This is a genomic window from Anoxybacillus amylolyticus (assembly GCF_001634285.1).
GTDB classification, from domain to species: domain Bacteria; phylum Bacillota; class Bacilli; order Bacillales; family Anoxybacillaceae; genus Anoxybacteroides; species Anoxybacteroides amylolyticum.
Genome location: NZ_CP015438.1, coordinates 2,420,434 through 2,437,584, shown reverse-complemented (window position 1 = coordinate 2,437,584; position 17,151 = coordinate 2,420,434). Strand labels below are relative to the sequence as shown.

Below are 17,151 nucleotides of genomic sequence, written 5' to 3'. Positions count from 1 at the left end.
AAAAGAAAATGGAGATCAAACATACAGTTCTTGAACTTTTAGAAGAAATTTGCCAAACGGACGTTGTGAAAGAAAACTTAAATATCGAGTTATTTGAAGAAGGCTTGCTTGATTCGTTTGGGGTAGTGTCGTTATTGATGGGGATTGAGGAGAAATTAGGGATTCGTGTCGGCATTTCAGAAGTAGATCGGGAACAATGGTCGACGCCGAATAAAATTATCGCTATATTGGAGAATTGGGCATGAAACGACCGTCGTTTAGCCCGCTTTTAGCGGCTATCGTCCTTTTCTGCATGATTTTATTCATCCCAAACCAATATCTTCTCCCGCTCATTACAGATAAAAAGGTGGAAGAAGAGGCGGTTGACCTTGATTTTAACATGTTTCAAGGCGAAATTATTCAAAAGAAAATGCTAGAGAGCCCTCACTATTTGCCGATTTACGGTTCATCGGAATTGTCGCGGCTTGACACGTTTCATCCGTCTAACTATTTTAAAGTCAATCCGATTGGGGTTACTCCTTTTCTTGTAGGAAGAGGAGGAATGCAGTCTTTTGTGCATTTTTTAAATTTTGCTGACCAAAAAGACGGTTTGAAGCATAAAAAGCTATTATTTATTTTGTCACCGCAATGGTTTTATCAAGAAGGAGCGACGCAGCAATCGTTTGACGCTAATTTTTCAGCGTTGCAAGCATATCGGTTTGCGCTTGAACCGAAAGTAAGCAAAGCCCTTCAAGTAGAGGGGGCAAAACGGTTGTTGACGTTTGATGTCGTGAAAAACGATGCGATGTTAAAGACGCTGTTAGAGGCAAAAGTGCATCAAGACAGGAAAACCAAAATGAAAGCTGCTGTTATGAAGCCGTTCGCTTTCCTTTTAATGAAAGCATTAGAAAAGCGGGACTTGCTGCATGCGATTTTAGATGTGCCAATCACAAAGCTTCATCCACAGCCATCGTTAGTGAAAAATAAAACGTGGGATGAGCTAGAGAAAAATGCGGTCGAGCTGGCGAAAGTAAAGAGCACGAACAACCACTTTTACATCGATAATTTTTATTACAATAAAAGAATTAAGCCGAAATTTGAGCAATTAAAGGGATTTCGCAAAGACTCGCGGCTACTTACCTCGCCAGAATATAAAGATTTCCAGCTAGTGCTTGATGTGTTAAAAGAAGCGAACGCACAACCTTTGTTTGTGTCCGTTCCTGTCAACGGTTTTTGGTATGATTATATGGGTCTAAGCAAACAAGAACGACAAGGGTATTATCAAAAAATTAAACAACAAATTGAAAAAGAAGGGTTTCCTGTCCTTGATTTAAGCAATCATGAATATGACCCGTACTTTTTAAAAGATACGATGCATTTAGGGTATAAAGGCTGGCTCCCAATTGATAAAGCCATTATCGAGTTTGTCCATCAACACTAGGTATGCGCCCATACACATTTTCCCTAGGAGCATATGCTATAAGCGAAGGAAAGCCTAGAGGAGGAATGAACGATGGATAGACAACAATGGCAAGGAGGATATGGAGGGTATCCGGGGCACGGCGGCTATTATCCGCACTATCCGCACGGACCGTATTCCCCATATTATCCGTATTATCCGCATCACCATCATTACCCGTACTATCCGTATTATCCGTCATATCCATATGGTGGTTATCCATACGGCGGGTATTAAATGGAAGGAAAAGAGTCCGAACAAAGGGCTCTTTTCTTTTGAACATAAAACTTGAATGAAAAAATGGACTATGGTATGTTCTTTGTTGAACAATCAAAAATAGAAAGGAACGTTTCAAATGGCAAAACAGCAAATTGGTGTCATTGGTTTAGCGGTCATGGGGAAAAATTTGGCGCTTAATATTGAAAGTCGTGGGTATTCTGTTGCCGTATATAACCGTTCACGAGAAAAAACAGACGAGTTTTTACAAGAAGCGAAAGGGAAAAACGTGGTCGGTACATATAGCATCGAAGAGTTTGTCAACGCGCTTGAGAAGCCGCGCAAAATTTTGTTGATGGTCAAAGCTGGTGCAGCGACCGACGCAACGATTGAACAATTAAAGCCGCATTTAGAAAAAGGCGATATCGTGATTGATGGCGGCAATACGTATTTTAAAGATACGCAGCGCCGTAATAAAGAACTTGCGGAACTCGGCATTCATTTTATCGGTACAGGCGTTTCCGGCGGGGAAGAAGGAGCATTAAAAGGCCCTTCAATCATGCCAGGGGGACAAAAAGAAGCACACGAGCTTGTGCGCCCAATTTTCGAAGCAATTGCCGCAAAAGTGGACGGCGAGCCGTGCACGACATACATCGGTCCAGACGGTGCCGGACATTATGTGAAAATGGTGCATAACGGCATTGAGTACGGCGATATGCAATTAATTGCCGAAGCGTATTTTTTATTAAAACATGTGCTCGGGTTAAATGCCCAAGAGTTGCATGAAGTGTTTGCGGAGTGGAATAAAGGGGAGTTAGACAGCTATTTAATCGAAATTACGGCAGACATTTTTACAAAAATCGATGAAGAAACAGGCAAGCCGCTCGTCGATGTCATTTTAGACAAAGCGGGCCAAAAAGGGACAGGAAAATGGACGAGCCAAAACGCGCTCGACTTAGGCGTTCCGCTTCCAATTATTACGGAATCGGTATTCGCTCGTTTCATTTCAGCGATGAAAGACGAGCGTGTCAAAGCAAGCAAACTTTTATCTGGTCCGGCGGTGAAGCCGTATGAAGGCGACCGTGCGCACTTTATTGAAGCTGTTCGCCGCGCGCTTTACATGAGCAAAATTTGCTCGTACGCCCAAGGCTTTGCACAAATGAAAGCCGCATCAGAAGAATATAACTGGAATTTGCAATACGGCAATATCGCGATGATTTTCCGCGGCGGCTGCATTATTCGCGCCCAGTTTTTGCAAAAAATTAAAGAGGCGTACGATCGCGATCCAGCGCTGCCAAACTTATTGCTTGACCCATACTTTAAAGACATCGTCGAAAACTATCAACAATCGCTTCGTGAAATCGTCGCAACCGCAGCGATGCGCGGCATTCCAGTTCCGGCATTTGCCAGCGCCTTAGCATACTACGACAGCTACCGGATGGAAACATTGCCAGCGAACCTTATCCAAGCCCAACGCGACTACTTCGGCGCGCACACGTACGAACGCATCGACAAAGAAGGCATTTTCCATACCGAATGGTTGAAATAAACGAACACCCCCTAGGGCAAGTGGCTCTGGGGGTTTTTATTTCCTTTTTTAGAGCGTAGTCTAAAATAGTTGTTTAATGTGTACATAATGTACAAATTGTACATATTATGATACTATAGGAGGTGAGGAGGCATGAGCATGTTAAAAGAATATCGTTTTACAGTTGCAAGACAAAACTTTACGCATATTTTTGATGATTTGCAGAAATGCATTCCTTCTTTAGTGAAAGCCCGTAAAAAAAATGAGACAGACGGTGTGTTTCTCAATCGTATGCTCCTTGCACAGATTCTCGAACCGTATAAGTTCTGTGTCGATATGAGAAAAGAAGAGGATGGAAGCTTTACGGCTTGGATTGAACCAATCAACGATTATGCGATGGGAGAAACGGAAGCGGAATGTCGTCGTGCGGCTGCTGTTGCAGCGCGCGAATTTGCCGAAGATTTCATCCATCATCCGCTAATGTTCGAAGCGAAAAATACGCAATCCCTTATTCCCTACGCGTTACGCATTTTGCTTTGCGAATCATTAGATGATATAGAGCATTTATTGTTCGGAGAAGACGTTGCCGAAGTTTAGAGATTTAAAACGGTATCTAGAGCGTAACGGATGGGAACAATACAAAAAAGGGGCGGATCATTATTATTATCGGAAATTTGTGAACGGGGAAGTATTAAAAACAAAAGTAAGCCATTCATTGGGAAAAGAAATTCCTGTTCGTCTTTGGAAGGACATCTTAAAAAATCAATTAAAAATTACACAAGAAGAATTTAACCGAAATAGTTGACGGCATATTGCTTGCTACATGAATTGATATTGTTTTTGCTTTGCTCACATAACATTGAGCCCACTTCGCTTATGAAAACGTGAGCACCCATTTCCAGCGAAAAATACCGTATTATTGATATGGAGTGAGAGGCATGATTGGCTTGATGCCTATCGAAACACCTTGATGTGGCACCTTTCAAGTGAAATCATGCTTCTGGATGCTCCTTGTCAAGATACATCAGATTTACCATTCGCTAAGTTGAAGGTGGCTCACAAAGATGTAATCAGTGTGACTCAAAATTCTATTATCAAATACAGTTGGAATCACTTCAAGGACAGTAAGCGCCAGTCATAAAAAATGTTCAAGCGCTTGAATTTTATGCGGAAATTTCCGATTGAATACACGTCGTAGCTCGTCAATATTTTGATCGTATACGATTCTGTGGTTGGGATAAGTAACGGCTTTGATGTACGCTTGATATGGAGTACTGCTACTATTTAAAGACGCAGAAATCAAAATATTGGTGTCAATCAATACTCTCATAAACCTTCCATCTCCGCCCGAATATCCTTCACTAAATTTGTGATGTCGTCATCGGTACATATCCCAGCTTTTTCTGCTTCTCCTTCCATTTCTTTTTGTAGCATTTTCATGGCGTAAACTGCTGAATTCATAAGGATAACGCGATCTTCTTCACAAATGAGAGTAACACGATCGCCTACAGATAGACCAAGTTTTGCCCGAATATCTTTAGGAAGTGTAATTTGCCCTTTAGACATTACCTTAGCATGATCAACAATCGGAATGTGCATATTATCTTCCTCCTTTAAATATTTAAAAAGTAGGGGAATTCCTACTTTCCTTACTATTAGTATATGACAAAACGAAATTAAATACACAACATTTTCATTTCTTGCGTGAATCTAAAATAGCTTTACACAACGCCCTGTTATTGCGTTGGTTTGTTTGCCAGTTTCGCAACCCCAATTAATAAGCAAATCATGCCCGCGCCCCATGATATCCCTGCTTTACCTAAAAGGAGCGAAATTTCTACTGACGCTTGTGCATGCTCGAGGTTAAAAGAAATGGCTTTGAATGCAAAATATACCCCAATGGAAAGCAAGAAAAAATGACAAAAAATCCATAAGAAAGCTACCTGTTGCGCTCGATTGTTTCTCCAAAGATATACAATCGTGATGACTGCAATGAACATGATGAAGGAAAATCCCCCAACTAACATGTCCATCACTTCTTCTTCCATCGGCAAATGCTTATGCATAGTTATCCCCTCCCATTTGATACAGTTGTAGCTAATAAATTCCCCTCACCATTCGATGAGGGGGATTGTTTATTGTTCAAACAATAATACGCGCGCTGGGGCGGCGTCGGTGCCGACGAGTTTGAGTGGAGCAGCGACCATCCAATATTCCCCTGCTGGTACGTCTTTTAGACGAAGCCCTTCAATGACGATAATGCCATGACCGAACAGCGTTTTATGCGTTGGGTGTCCTGCTTGGTTGCGTTCGACGCCGAGCGCGTCAATGCCGACGCCGCGAATGCGTTTTTCTGCTAAATAGATGGCGGCATCTTCGGCAACGTAAATAAATTCAAAGTGAAATGCGTCGTCGAATGAGTTTTTTGTTTTGAATAAGATGAAATCGTTCTCTTGAATATCAAAATGAATGAGATCCTCTTTTGTAATGCGATCATTGACGGTTGTGACGTCCAATACTTTGCAGTAGCCGACAAGTTTTTCAAGCGAAATCGTTTCAAACGTTTCTCCGTTTTTCACCATATGAAGTGGTGCGTCAATATGCGTACCGGTATGCACATCCATGTCGATGCGCGATTCGGTGACGTAATCGTTGGTGACGGTTGTTAGTTTCGGTTGTTTTTCCGGCTTATTTTTATACACAGGCATTCCTTCAAAAATCGGAGCGGTGACATCGTATATTTTCATCGTTGTTTCCTCCTCACATTGTTCCGTTTAATGGCCACCAATGGAAGCCGTCTTTTTGCAATAGTTCATCTGCTTTTTTCGGTCCCATCGAGCCTGCTTCGTAGTTCGGGAAGTCAGCGGCTTTCGTATTTGCCCATACTTCGGAAATCGGGTCAACGAAGCTCCATGACGCAGCGACTTCATCCCAATGCGTAAAGTTTGTCGCATCGCCACGCATGCAGTCATACAGCAATTTCTCATACGCTTCTGGCGTATTAATGCCGTCGATGCAATTGTTGCAGTAGTCGAGTTTAATCGGTGTTGTTTTCATGCTTTCGCCGCTTTTTTTCGCATTTAAATGAAGCGTAATCCCTTCATCTGGCTGAATGTGAATAACGAGCAAATTCGGATGAACGTGTTCGCTCGTTCGATAATATAAATTCATCGGCACATCTTTAAATTGCACGACGATTTTCGTCGATTTTTCGGTCATCCGTTTCCCAGTACGTATGTAAAACGGCACGCCAGCCCAACGGAAGTTGTCGATCATTAGTTTGCCAGCGACAAACGTTTCGGTATTCGACTGTGGATCGACGCTGTTTTCTTCCCGATAGCCGACCACTTCTTGGCCGCGAATAAAGCCGCGTCCATATTGCCCCCGCACAAAATATTGATCGACTTCATCGTGCGTAATCGGGCGAAGCGCGCGCAACACTTTCACTTTTTCGTTGCGAATGTCATCCGTCGTCAATTTAATCGGTGGTTCCATTGCCAAAAGCGCGACCATTTGCAACATATGGTTTTGCACCATATCGCGAAGCGCGCCAGAATGGTCATAATAGCGACCGCGATCTTCCACACCGAGCGTTTCGCTCGATGTAATTTGAATATTGGCAATAAACCGGTTATTCCAGAGCGGCTCAAAAATCGCGTTCGCAAAGCGAATGACTTCGATGTTTTGCACCATTTCTTTGCCGAGGTAATGATCGATCCGGAAAATTTCCTTTTCAGAAAATGATTGACGGATTTCTTTGTTTAGCTGTTGAGCGCTTTTTACATCATGACCGAATGGTTTTTCGATGACAAGCCGCTTCCAGCCGTTCGTTGCCGTTAGCCCTTCTGATTTTAAATGCGATGTAATCGTCCCGAAAAATTCTGGCGCCATCGCTAAATAAAAAATACGGTTGCCTGGAATACGATACGTTTCTTCCAATCGTTCAAGCAACGTTTTCAGCTCTTGATATGACGCCGCGCTTGTCACATCGAGCGAGTGATAGTAAAAACGGGAAACAAACGATGGATCAGACAGTTCTTGTTTCGTCGAATCCTCAACGGATTGGCTTACATAGCGACGAAACTCATCGTTAGAAAGAGGACGCCGTGCCACCCCTACGACGGCAAATTCTTCTGATAGTTTTCCTTTTTGGTATAGTCTGTAAATGGAAGGGAACAGTTTGCGTTTCGCCAAATCCCCTGTGGCGCCAAAGATAACGATCAGTGACTTTGGATTCACGTTGTTCACGATATGTACCTCGCTTTAGCTAAAATTGTCTCTTCAAATATCTAATTGTAGATATTTTCAGTCATGAACGCAAACATTTTAACACAGAAGATACGGAAAACAATGTTGAATTGTGTCGGAAACATTGGTACGCTAAACATCAGAATAATCTGGAAGAGGTGTATGGAGTGGAACTGTTGTTTTTAGGGACAGGTTCGGGAGTTCCGGCTAAAGGGCGAAACGTGTCGGCCATTGCGCTTCAGTTGTTAGAAGAACGGGGAACGACGTGGCTGTTTGATTGCGGGGAGGCAACACAGCATCAAATTTTACATACGTCTGTCAGACCGGGGCGGATCGAAAACATTTTTATTACCCATTTGCACGGCGACCATATTTTTGGGCTTCCAGGGTTGCTTGGCAGCCGCTCGTTTCAAGGGGGCGACACGCCGCTTTGCGTGTATGGACCAAAAGGAATTCGTCCGTTTATCGAAACGGCACTATCGGTCAGCGGAACGCGCCTCAAATATGAGTTGCAAGTCGTTGAAATAACAGAAGGGGTTGTGTTGGAAGACGAGCAGTTTATCGTAACGGCAAGACGATTGGATCATGGGATGCCTTCCTACGGTTTTCGCATCGTCGAAAAAGATTTGCCAGGTACGTTGTTAGTGGACAAGCTGCGAGCACTTGGCGTTCGTCCAGGGCCGGTTTACCAAAAAATTAAACAAGGGGAAACGGTCATATTAGACGATGGCACGGTGATTGATGGCCGCGAGTTTGTCGGTCCGTCGAAAAAGGGAAGAAAGCTAGCGATTATGGGCGATACGCGCTATTGCGACGCGAGCGTGGAACTTGCCGAAGGAGTGGATGTGCTCGTGCATGAAGCGACGTTTGGCGCAGAGGAAGCCCATTTAGCGCGTGATTACTATCATTCAACAACGGTGCAGGCGGCTGAGGTGGCGAAGCGGGCTGGGGCGAAGCAACTTATTCTGACTCATATTAGCTCGCGTTACCAAGGGGAGATGTGTGATCAACTCGTGGAAGAGGCAAAGACGATTTTTCCGAACGTGGCAATTGCGTTTGATTTTGCCTCGTTTCCGATTCCGAAAAGAAGCGCGGAGTAAAAAAAGAGCTGGCCGATGATGCAGACCAGTTCCTTACGAAGATTCATACTGGATCGTACAGTACGCCCGACATACGATTCTCGCCTCTTGTTCATGATTTTGAAATGTCGAGTGACATGCTCCCACCACCTACGCTTCGCTTAGAGGTGGGGGCTTCTCAGGTAATCCCATCTCATGACGGGAAGTTGACTGAGCGATCCCCGTGTGTCCCACGGTTCGAGGACAAGTTAGGCTATCGCTAATCGTTTCATGCCCTCATGTTTGATATTGATTGCCGCATTGACGTCCCTGTCGCTCTCGAATCCACATTCACAGCGGAATGTACGCTCAGAAAGCGATAAAGATTCCTTTACTTGACCGCAACATGAACAAGTTTTAGATGACGGAAACCACTTATCTATTTTGATAAGCTTTTTCCCTTGCTCCTCTAACTTGTATTGGAGAAATGTCGTGAACATCCCCCAGCCGTTGTCATGAACGCTCTTGCCGAAATTCAGGACTTGCGACATCCCTTTCATGTTGAGGTTTTCGATGACCACGCAATCATACTGTTTCGCTAATTCGTATGATTTTTTGTGTAGAAAGTCTTTTCGTTGGTTCGCTATTTTCTCATGTAGCTTCGCTACTTTCAAACGCTGTTTGTGCCAACGATTAGAACCCTTCTTTCGGCGTGATAATATCCGTTGTTCTTTCGCTAATTTTTCCAATGCTTGCCGATAGAAACGAGGATAATTGGCTCTCTTACCCTCGCTATCGACAAATAAACCATTCATGGAAAAATCAAGCCCAACAACCGTTTGTATTTCTTTGGGGACAGGTTGATGTTCGTATTCGGTGAGAATAGAAACATAGTATTTTCCTGTTTTTGTTTTCGTGATCGTACAAGCCTTGATGATATGGTGGGCAGGAATCTCCCGATGTTGCTTGAACTTGACCCATTTCAGTTTGGGTAACTTGATATAGCCATCTGAAAGTTGAATATTGCCATTGACCACATTTGTGGTGTACGACTGTTTCGCCTTGCGGTTTTTGAACTTTGGAAATCCAGCACGACCCGAAAAGAAATTTTGAAACGCTTTCTGCAAATTCAATTGGGCGTTTGCTAACGCAAGGCTATCCACTTCTTTAAGCCAAGGAAACTCCTTTTTGTACTTGGCAGGGGTCGGAAATGTTTGTTTTTTCAAAGCTTCTTTGTCGTCTTTGAACTTTTCATAAATTTGTATGCGTTCTTCAAGCATTTTGTTATAAACGAAACGGACACAACCGAAGATTTTGGCAAGCAGCTGTTCTTGTTCTTTTGTTGGGTACAGACGGAATTTATATGATTTGTTTACCATATCGACACCACATCACTTCATCCCTTGATTTTCTATATATTTTTTTATTACTTCAAGGATGGCACCGCCCGTTGTAAACAGGAAAAAATTTCTTGATCAAAAATATTCTTTTCACTTGCGGAAAATGCTTTTTAATCAGTCGAGAACTTGCACTTTTATAGGCATTGATGAACTTTGATAGTTCACTATTCGGATGTGCTTTGAACAAAATATGCACATGGTCCATATCGTGATTCCATTCGACCAAGGAAATATTGTAATTTTTCCCCAATCTCACAAACATATCTTTTGCATAGTCAGATATGGTATCATCAATCACTTGTCTGCGATATTTTACAACCAGAACAAGATGATAATACAACAGGAATACTGAATGGTTATTACTGTCTAATTTAATTTATACAACAACCTTTCATTTTTCTAATACTGATTATATCATAACACAAAAAAGAAACAACTCATACCTACGCCTCACCGAAATTCATCTCCCACTTTCACTTCGTTTAGAAGTGGGAGACTTCTTTCGGAAAGATGTTAAAAAAAGGAAAATGTCGAAAAAAAATGTTTGATTATTTATAAGGAACTAATCGATGTGGTCACCGACTTCGTTCCGGTGGTAGGTACGATCAAAGATGCCTATCGCTTGTATCAAGTGTTAAGCAATCCGAAATCCAATGCAAAAGATGTGGCCGAAGCGTTAGTTGGTTTTATTCCGGGACTAGGTGGTCTAAAGAACATTTCAAAAGTAACAAATGCCATTAAGAAAGGATTTGATATTGATCCGAAAAAATTAGATCAGGCTGTGAGTATTATTAAGGGTACTATATACATGCACTTTAAAGCAATGACTTCTGTATGAACGCCTTTTTCCATGGTTATACTGCTCCTAAACACCCACATATAAAAGGAGCGGAAATGACATGAAACGTCTTAAAATGACGAATGATCACGGCTGGACGCCTCGAAAACTTCGGAAATAAGAACGGAAAATCAAAGATGCTTCTCTTCGCGTTCGGGTTACCGCCGTTCGCCTCGTCATGGAAGGGCATCTCGGAAAAGATGTAGCGAAAATGATCAATTTATGCCGTCAATCGGTTGCTCTCTACGTCGCACGCTTTAATGAAGGTGGGCTCGATCATTTACTCGATCGTCGCTTGCCACCTGGTCGCGTTCCATTTCTGACGGAAGAACAACAACAGGAGATCAGACAACTGGTATTAACCACCACTCCTGTGGATGTCGGATAGGGCATTTCTTCGTCATGGAACACACGTATCTTACAGTCCTACATCCAACAAACCTATGGTGTTTCGATGTCACGGGAAGGCATTCGTAAGTTGTTGCATCGTCTTCGCTTGTCATGGACACGCCCGACCTATAAGCTCGTCAAAGGCGATCCAGTACTTCAAGCGGCCTTTGAAAAAGAACTCGAGTTTATAAAAAAAACTAATCACGGAAGAAATCGTTCTGCTTCATGTCGATGAGACGCATGTTCGCGCGTATCAAGCACTTCGTACGACATGGGCAGAAGTAGGGAATCAAAAACAAGTGCCAAGCTACGGTCACCATACCCACGTGTCCATTTTTGGCGCCGTCGACGTGCAACAAGGCGATGTCGTGTTTCATCGCGCATCATCCGCCAATGCCGAAACGTTCCTAGACTTTTTGTGCCTGTTGAAAGAGAAATATCCGGATCGATTCATCGTGCTTGTGTTGGACAATGCACCGATTCATCATGCCAACATGGTGCAAGCATTCCTCGATGGAGAAGAAGGCGGTGCCTTTCACTTTATTTTTCTGCCACCGTATTCGCCTCATTTGAATCCGATGGAACGGTTGTGGAAGTGGCTGAAAGATGAAGTCATTGCCAACGTCTTGCATAAAGATCAAAACGACATTGCCCAGTCTATTACTCGTTTTGAACAATATGTGTTGCAGCACCGAGATGAAGTGTTACGCAGCATCGGGTGTGCTGCGTGAACCAGAGGTTAAAATGTCAATTTGGATGTATATAGTATAAGAAAATATGCTTTATGTAAGGAGGCAATACAATCAAAGCATATTATTAAACTCAAGGGTGATGAAATTCCAATATTCATATCAGAAGAACTTAGAGAATTAATAGAGAAAAATAATATAACAGGATGTGACTTTTTAGAAGTTAAAGTGATCTAAATAGTATCCATTCAGCCCAATACTAGTGAGATTTTCAGAATCCAGCACCAATAGGGCATTTCCCGTATCGAAAATGCCCTAGGAGGAATGGAGAATCGTTTGGAGGGACTCCCCATTTAGCTCGTTGAAGAAGCCAAAACGATTTTTCCGAACGTTTCACTTGCTTTCGATTTTTCATCGTTTCCAATTGAAAGAGGCGAAAAACAAGCTGACCGATAATGTCGGTCAGCTTTAAGAAAAATAGTTTCTAATCGTTTCCATTACCCGTTTTAGGTCATGTTCGTGCAAGTTTCCAATCTTGAAAAGAAGCTCCCGATAATGAATGGTGTTAATTTTTGAGCACCTAACAACGGACGGTTTGTCTAATCCCACTTCTTTCCAATATTCTAAGACGACATCATATTTGTTTCGTGGCTGTTGACTTGTAATATTTGCAATCACTCTGTCCAATTCTACGACAACATTATGGTGAGATACGATGAGCACAGGTCTTCGTTTTCCTTTTATTTCTGCAAACCATACTTCGCCTCGTCTTCCCAGATTACTCATCGTCTTCTCCCCATATTTCTTTTTCTAGTTCTTTTTCAATGACATCTTTTGGAGGTCTGTTGTCAAAGTATTTGTCGAAAAGCCATGATAGCAATTTAATTCGCTCCGCATTGTCCATTTCGTCTAAAGCTTTCATGAACTCTTCCGCCCTCACATGTATCACCCTTATTTTTAATCATCTCATTATAAATTTTCGCAAAGTTAAAGCAGGTGGTCAATCCTCTAAACGTGCGCTTTATTTACCATCCGCGCACATATGGCTTTGGCGCCTCAAGCGGGATGCCAAGCTCATTTGCAGCTGTTTTTGGCCAATATGGGTTGCGAAGGAGTTCTCGCCCGATGAAAATCAAATCGGCGCGACCGTTTCGTAAAATTTCTTCTGCTTGCCGTCCAGATGTAATCAGTCCAACAGCGCCTGTTGGTACGTCAGCTTCACGACGAATCGCTTCGGCAAACGGCACTTGATAGCCTGGGTATACGTCAATTTTGGCTGGAACAACGGCACCAGAACTAACGTCGATCAAATCAACGCCTTGCGTTTTCATGCGTTTGGCGTATTCGACGTAGTCTTTTACGGTTAAACCGTCTGGATGATAATCGGAAGCGGAGACGCGGACAAACAGCGGTCCGTCCCATATTTCTCTTACAGCCTCAATGACTTCGCTTAAAAAGCGGTAGCGATTTTCAAACGTGCCACCGTATTCATCATTTCGTTTGTTCGTTAATGGCGATAAAAACTCGTTAATTAAATAGCCGTGCGCCGCATGGATTTCAATGACGTCAAAGCCGGCTTTTTTGGCACGAAGCGCGCCGTTTTGAAACGCTTGAATCGTTTCATCAATATCCGTTTTCGTCATCTCTTTCGGTGTGTGCGTGTTTTCATCAAACGGAAGCGGCGATGGAGCGATGATCTCCCCGTCCACCATCGCTTTTCGTCCCGCATGGGCAAGCTGAATGCCGATTTTTGCGCCTTGTTCATGAACGAGCGTCGTGAGCGTGCGTAATCCGTCGATATGGTTATCGTCCCAAATGCCTAAATCGCGAGCGGAAATTCGTCCTTGCGGTGTTACGGCTGTCGCTTCGACAATAATGAGTCCGACTTGCCCTACGGCACGTGTCGGATAATGAATGAGATGCCAATTGCGTACCGTCCCGTCTTCTCTGTCGCATGCGTACATGCACATCGGTGACATGACGATGCGGTTTTTTAAGATGACGTCTCGAATCGTATATGGTGAAAATAACATATCCATCCCTCCCGTAGTATCTTCCATAAAAAATGATACCACGCGCACTTGGAAAAGAAAAACAACTTGCACTATTGGACGGAGGAAAGGAGTGCCTGACCGAGTTCTTTGGAGCGTTCGGTCGCCCGCTTAATGCAAGCAACCATCGCTTCTTGGTAGCGGTAGCGCTCAAGCACACTGATGCCAGCTTCTGTCGTGCCGCTTGGACTTGTTACTTCTTTGCGCAGCACAGAAGGATGTTTGTTCGTCGCTTTTAACATATGGGCGGCGCCGATAATCGTTTGCAAAATCAACTCTTTCGCCACAGCGCGCTCAAGCCCGATTTCATCCGCTGCTTTTTCCATCGCTTCCACTAAATAATAGACGTACGCCGGTCCGCTCCCAGACAACCCTGTTACCGCATGCAAATGTTGTTCTTCCACGACGGTGACGATACCAACCGTTTCAAATAGCGTCTTGGCGACTGCTAAATGGGTTTCTGTTGCATACCGACCGGATGAAAGCGCAGTCGCTGATTTTCGAATGGCGGCCGACGTATTCGGCATCGCGCGAACGACGGCGAGTTGTTTTCCAATAAGCGATGTAATCGTATCAGTTGTTACTCCCGCAAGTAAAGAAATAATGAGCTGTTGTTCGCTAAAGGCGTGTGCAATCGGAGTGAGGCTTTCTGCGACGTCTTTTGGTTTCATTGCCAAAATGACAATATCCGCTTCTTTCACCGCTTTTTCTTTATTAGTTTCTGTTCGCACACCGTATGTTTGTTGCAAATAGTGAAGACGTTCGACGTTTGAACGATTCGTAACAATCATTTGGTTTGGCTCGTATAACGTTTTTGCCACCCCAGAAATAAGCGCTTCTGCCATCGACCCTGCACCAAGAAACGTAATCGTTGTTTCTTTGCTCATCTTCTCTCCTCCTCATCTCAAATAAAAAAGACCTTTCGCCCCTTCGAAAAAGGACGGAAAGGTCTTTGTTTCCGCGGTACCACCTTTGTTGGCGCAAGACACGCCCACCTCTTTAGCCGGTATCGTCGGCTGTACGGTTAGGTTTGCCTAACAGCTCCTGGGTAGGTTCAATGGGAAAGAGGGCAATGAAACCTTTCAGCCGGTGGGTTTCACTCTCTTTTGCCGTTTTCCATTTACTAGTCCCAATCATCGCCTTGTTTTGTTTGCAATTATGCACGGAAAACAAGCTTGTTGTCAATAGGGAAAATCAATTTATTTTCTGAATTTTTTTGCGAATAATAAGAAAGAAATGACAAATGACGAAAAACGGTGTAAACTGTTTAATAACATGATAATTCGGAAATTATTATAATATAATGATAAGGGGAATATTGATGGAAAAAGAGGTGTATCGCATTGTCGTTCCGACGCCGTTTCCTGTCGGGGACGTCAATATGTATATTGTCAAAGGTGAGTTACTGACATTAATCGATGCCGGGGTGAAAACGGAAGAAGCGTGGCAAGTGTTTCAATGCCAATTGAGAGAAATAGGCTATGAACCGAGCGATATTGAACAAGTGGTCTTGACGCATCATCATCCTGACCATGTCGGCTTGCTTGATTATTTGCCAGATTCCATTCCGGTCATCGCCCATCCGAAAGCGCAGCCATGGATTAGCAAAGACCCGAAGTTTTTGGAGTGGCATCAGCATTACTTTGAACAATTTTTAGTTGAGTGTGGTATTGATGCTGCGTTTTTGCCGCAGCTGCCGAAACTTCGCCGTTCGCTTCGCTATTCATGCGAGCGCTCGCTCACCACAGCGATCTCGGAAGGCGACCGCATCAACGGTATGGAAGGTTGGGCGGTAATTGAAACGCCAGGGCATGCGCAAAGCCATATCGTGTTGTATCGGGAAAAAGACGGGCTGATGATTGGCGGTGACCATCTATTAGCAAAAGTGTCATCAAATCCGCTTTTAGAACCTCCGGAAATCGGAACATGGGAACGTCCGAAACCACTTTTGCAATATAATGATTCATTAAAAAAATTGCTGTCATATGACATTGCGAAAATAAAAACAGGGCATGGTGAAGATGTCACCGACGTGCCGGAGCTAGTGGAAAAGCGGTTGAAAAAACAACATGAGCGCGCGGAACAAGTATTAGAGATGTTAACACAAGGACCAATGACTGCCTTTGATGTATGCCGACATCTTTTTTCAACCGTGTATGAGCGGGAATTTTTGCTGACGATGTCAGAAACAATCGGACAGCTCGATTATTTAGAACATATCGGGGAGATAATGAAACGAAAAGAAAACGATGCGTATGTTTATGAGGCGGTGAGATGGTGAGGAGTTTGGAGGGAAAATACGTCGTCATTACCGGCGCATCCGGAGGGCTTGGCGAGCGGATCGCTTATGAAGTGGCGAAAAGGCGCGGTATTCCGGTATTGCTTGCGCGCAATGAGAAAAACTTAGCGCAGATTTCGGAAAAGATAAAAGCGACATACGGTGTTCCGTGCCGTTATGAACGATTGGATGTCAGTGACCTCGCCGCGGTTGAAGCATTGTTTCAAAAGCTGTTGCAAGAAATAGAAATCGATGTGCTTGTCAACAATGCTGGGTTTGGCGTGTTTCGCTACGTCGAAGACATTGATTTAAAAGAGACGGAAGCGATGTTTGCGGTGAACGTATGCGGGCTGATTGCTTGTACGAAAATGGTGTATCGACAGATGATGGAGCGGCGGAAAGGGCATATTATCAATATTGCTTCACAGGCGGGGAAAATTGCGACGCCGAAGTCGAGCGTTTATGCGGCGACGAAGCATGCGGTGCTTGGGTTTACGAACAGCTTGCGCATGGAAGCGGCGCAATATGGGATATTTGTGACCGCCGTCAACCCTGGACCGATTGAAACGAACTTTTTTTCTGTTGCCGATGCAACAGGGGATTACGTAAAAAATGTGAAACGGTGGATGCTTCAAGCAGATGACGTCGCTCGCCGCGTCGTCGATGCGATGATGACACCGACGCGTGAAGTGAACATGCCGCGCTGGATGAATGCTGGAAGTAAGCTGTATCAGATGTTTCCGTCGCTCGTTGAAGCGATGGGGAAAAATGCTTTTTTTAAAAAATAAGTCTCCTTGGCTGCGCAAGGAGGCTTATTTTGTCATATACTCATACACGACATCATGAACGATTTCGTATACATCCATCTCTGGATGTGTTTCGTTTTCTCGCATGATGTTTTGATATAGATCCGCCCACTCCGAATCGGTGAGCGGGAACGCTTCCGTATCTCGCCCATATTGGCGAAGGCAGTTTTGCACGAATTTTTTTAGCCATTTTTCGTCCAATCGATTCATC

At 43.7% G+C, this 17,151-nt stretch carries 24 protein-coding genes and 1 pseudogene; 14 read left to right on the top strand and 11 right to left on the bottom strand.

Features of this window, described 5'->3' with window-relative positions:
* The first annotated feature begins 8 nt into the window (after positions 1-8).
* From dltC to GFC30_RS12440, 6 genes are all read left to right on the top strand, one after another.
* Positions 9-245 (top strand): D-alanine--poly(phosphoribitol) ligase subunit DltC, encoded by a 237-nt coding sequence (dltC, locus tag GFC30_RS12465; RefSeq protein ID WP_066326063.1) that lies wholly within the window; start codon positions 9-11, stop codon positions 243-245.
* Complete coding sequence (gene dltD, locus GFC30_RS12460; RefSeq protein WP_066326060.1) at positions 242-1,420, top strand: D-alanyl-lipoteichoic acid biosynthesis protein DltD; 1,179 nt, start codon at positions 242-244, stop codon at positions 1,418-1,420. Before dltC ends, dltD begins: the two co-directional genes overlap by 4 nt.
* Before the next feature lie 72 nt (positions 1,421-1,492).
* Positions 1,493-1,675 carry a hypothetical protein gene (locus GFC30_RS12455; protein ID WP_066326058.1) on the top strand — a complete coding sequence of 61 codons (183 nt, stop codon included), beginning with the start codon at positions 1,493-1,495 and terminating at the stop codon, positions 1,673-1,675.
* Between the two features lie 118 nt (positions 1,676-1,793).
* A complete protein-coding gene (gndA, locus tag GFC30_RS12450; protein ID WP_066326056.1) occupies positions 1,794-3,203 on the top strand; it encodes an NADP-dependent phosphogluconate dehydrogenase in 1,410 nt (469 codons plus the stop codon).
* Between the two features lie 138 nt (positions 3,204-3,341).
* On the top strand, positions 3,342-3,779 hold the full coding sequence (locus GFC30_RS12445; protein WP_066326054.1) for a hypothetical protein: 438 nt from the start codon (positions 3,342-3,344) through the stop codon (positions 3,777-3,779).
* Positions 3,766-3,987: a type II toxin-antitoxin system HicA family toxin gene (locus GFC30_RS12440; protein WP_066326052.1), complete on the top strand. Its 222-nt coding sequence runs from the start codon at positions 3,766-3,768 to the stop codon at positions 3,985-3,987. Before GFC30_RS12445 ends, GFC30_RS12440 begins: the two co-directional genes overlap by 14 nt.
* A 521-nt stretch (positions 3,988-4,508) precedes the next feature.
* Here the strand turns inward: GFC30_RS12440 and GFC30_RS12430 are convergent.
* The 4 genes from GFC30_RS12430 to zwf all read right to left on the bottom strand — a co-directional run bounded on the left by GFC30_RS12430 (position 4,509) and on the right by zwf (position 7,430).
* On the bottom strand, positions 4,509-4,781 hold the full coding sequence (locus tag GFC30_RS12430) for an AbrB/MazE/SpoVT family DNA-binding domain-containing protein (RefSeq protein WP_066326048.1): 273 nt from the start codon (positions 4,779-4,781) through the stop codon (positions 4,509-4,511).
* 137 nt (positions 4,782-4,918) lie between these two features.
* Positions 4,919-5,248, bottom strand: coding sequence for a hypothetical protein (locus GFC30_RS12425; RefSeq protein WP_066326046.1), 330 nt, complete (start codon positions 5,246-5,248; stop codon positions 4,919-4,921).
* 69 nt (positions 5,249-5,317) lie between these two features.
* Positions 5,318-5,929, bottom strand: coding sequence for a cyclase family protein (locus tag GFC30_RS12420; RefSeq protein WP_066326044.1), 612 nt, complete (start codon positions 5,927-5,929; stop codon positions 5,318-5,320).
* A 13-nt stretch (positions 5,930-5,942) separates the two neighbouring features.
* Entirely contained in the window at positions 5,943-7,430 is a 1,488-nt protein-coding gene (gene zwf / locus GFC30_RS12415; protein ID WP_066326042.1) for a glucose-6-phosphate dehydrogenase, read from the bottom strand.
* A gap of 167 nt (positions 7,431-7,597) precedes the next feature.
* On the opposite strand from zwf, the gene rnz reads away from it, so the two are divergent.
* The gene (gene rnz / locus GFC30_RS12410) at positions 7,598-8,530 is read left to right on the top strand and encodes a ribonuclease Z (RefSeq protein WP_066326040.1); all 933 of its coding nucleotides are present in this window, start codon (positions 7,598-7,600) and stop codon (positions 8,528-8,530) included.
* A gap of 227 nt (positions 8,531-8,757) precedes the next feature.
* Here rnz and GFC30_RS12405 read toward each other — a convergent pair whose 3' ends face one another.
* Both GFC30_RS12405 and tnpA read right to left on the bottom strand, forming a co-directional pair.
* Entirely contained in the window at positions 8,758-9,867 is a 1,110-nt protein-coding gene (locus GFC30_RS12405) for an RNA-guided endonuclease TnpB family protein (RefSeq protein WP_066326039.1), read from the bottom strand.
* A 12-nt stretch (positions 9,868-9,879) separates the two neighbouring features.
* Positions 9,880-10,264 (bottom strand): annotated as a pseudogene (gene tnpA / locus GFC30_RS16640) (IS200/IS605 family transposase).
* A gap of 168 nt (positions 10,265-10,432) precedes the next feature.
* Here tnpA and GFC30_RS12400 point away from each other — a divergent pair.
* From GFC30_RS12400 to GFC30_RS17705, 5 genes are all read left to right on the top strand, one after another.
* Entirely contained in the window at positions 10,433-10,726 is a 294-nt protein-coding gene (locus GFC30_RS12400) for a hypothetical protein (protein ID WP_158512136.1), read from the top strand.
* A gap of 178 nt (positions 10,727-10,904) precedes the next feature.
* Positions 10,905-11,114 (top strand): helix-turn-helix domain-containing protein, encoded by a 210-nt coding sequence (locus GFC30_RS17875; RefSeq protein ID WP_238583511.1) that lies wholly within the window; start codon positions 10,905-10,907, stop codon positions 11,112-11,114.
* A 66-nt stretch (positions 11,115-11,180) separates the two neighbouring features.
* A complete protein-coding gene (locus tag GFC30_RS17870; RefSeq protein WP_238583510.1) occupies positions 11,181-11,351 on the top strand; it encodes a helix-turn-helix domain-containing protein in 171 nt (56 codons plus the stop codon).
* On the top strand, positions 11,317-11,847 hold the full coding sequence (locus tag GFC30_RS12390) for an IS630 family transposase (RefSeq protein WP_338012317.1): 531 nt from the start codon (positions 11,317-11,319) through the stop codon (positions 11,845-11,847). The genes GFC30_RS17870 and GFC30_RS12390 overlap by 35 nt, the downstream gene beginning before the upstream one ends.
* Positions 11,848-11,868: 21 nt before the next feature.
* Positions 11,869-12,042 (top strand): imm11 family protein, encoded by a 174-nt coding sequence (locus tag GFC30_RS17705; protein ID WP_338012307.1) that lies wholly within the window; start codon positions 11,869-11,871, stop codon positions 12,040-12,042.
* 231 nt (positions 12,043-12,273) lie between these two features.
* On the opposite strand, the gene GFC30_RS12385 is transcribed toward GFC30_RS17705, so the two are convergent.
* From GFC30_RS12385 to proI, 4 genes are all read right to left on the bottom strand, one after another.
* The gene (locus GFC30_RS12385; RefSeq protein ID WP_066326033.1) at positions 12,274-12,591 is read right to left on the bottom strand and encodes a type II toxin-antitoxin system PemK/MazF family toxin; all 318 of its coding nucleotides are present in this window, start codon (positions 12,589-12,591) and stop codon (positions 12,274-12,276) included.
* A complete protein-coding gene (locus tag GFC30_RS17230) occupies positions 12,584-12,727 on the bottom strand; it encodes a hypothetical protein (RefSeq protein WP_162484112.1) in 144 nt (47 codons plus the stop codon). Before GFC30_RS17230 ends, GFC30_RS12385 begins: the two co-directional genes overlap by 8 nt.
* A gap of 103 nt (positions 12,728-12,830) precedes the next feature.
* Positions 12,831-13,838, bottom strand: a complete 1,008-nt coding sequence (gene namA / locus GFC30_RS12380) for an NADPH dehydrogenase NamA (RefSeq protein ID WP_409978486.1) — start codon at positions 13,836-13,838, stop codon at positions 12,831-12,833.
* Positions 13,839-13,909: 71 nt separating this feature from the next.
* Positions 13,910-14,743 carry a pyrroline-5-carboxylate reductase ProI gene (gene proI, locus GFC30_RS12375; protein WP_066326032.1) on the bottom strand — a complete coding sequence of 278 codons (834 nt, stop codon included), beginning with the start codon at positions 14,741-14,743 and terminating at the stop codon, positions 13,910-13,912.
* A gap of 434 nt (positions 14,744-15,177) precedes the next feature.
* Between proI and GFC30_RS12370 the strand changes: the two genes are divergently transcribed.
* Entirely contained in the window at positions 15,178-16,137 is a 960-nt protein-coding gene (locus GFC30_RS12370) for an MBL fold metallo-hydrolase (RefSeq protein ID WP_066326026.1), read from the top strand.
* Positions 16,131-16,922: an SDR family NAD(P)-dependent oxidoreductase gene (locus GFC30_RS12365; RefSeq protein WP_066326025.1), complete on the top strand. Its 792-nt coding sequence runs from the start codon at positions 16,131-16,133 to the stop codon at positions 16,920-16,922. The genes GFC30_RS12370 and GFC30_RS12365 overlap by 7 nt, the downstream gene beginning before the upstream one ends.
* A gap of 24 nt (positions 16,923-16,946) precedes the next feature.
* Here the strand turns inward: GFC30_RS12365 and GFC30_RS12360 are convergent, their stop codons facing one another.
* Complete coding sequence (locus GFC30_RS12360) at positions 16,947-17,150, bottom strand: YqzH family protein (RefSeq protein ID WP_084256339.1); 204 nt, start codon at positions 17,148-17,150, stop codon at positions 16,947-16,949.
* Position 17,151: the final 1 nt, after the last annotated feature.